Consider the following 331-nt stretch of genomic DNA (forward strand, 5'->3'; position numbering starts at 1 on the left):
GTTTCAAAGAACCCATACCAATATAAAACACTTCTTTGGTGTCAGGAGTGCTATGAAAATAAACGCACCTATCGTTCACAGTCTTATTCTCCAACATTAACTTGAATGGGCTGCGGGTTGTTGCCGATTAGCGAAACGATGACTTTCGCACCGTTCAGCAGTTTTACAAGTTCTTCTGGCGTCGGTTCCCATGCTGTATGCATGATATTTACGCCGTCAACAATTTCGTCACGCACGGGCAGACCTAGAAAACCTTGCGACTTTCCGCACACTCGGTTTGCACCTTCAATCATCATGATCTGCATCTATTTAATCTCCAATGGCAACCGAT

1 protein-coding gene is annotated in these 331 nt (G+C 44.4%); it reads right to left on the minus strand.

Going from position 1 to position 331, the window contains the following annotated elements:
- Positions 1-83: 83 nt before the first annotated feature.
- Positions 84-305, minus strand: coding sequence for a hypothetical protein (locus tag RMT89_RS41900; RefSeq protein ID WP_315889001.1), 222 nt, complete (start codon positions 303-305; stop codon positions 84-86).
- Between the last annotated feature and the right edge of the window lie 26 nt (positions 306-331).

Origin of the sequence: Streptomyces sp. P17 (genome assembly GCF_032436805.1) — a bacterium.
Taxonomy (GTDB): domain Bacteria; phylum Actinomycetota; class Actinomycetes; order Streptomycetales; family Streptomycetaceae; genus Streptomyces.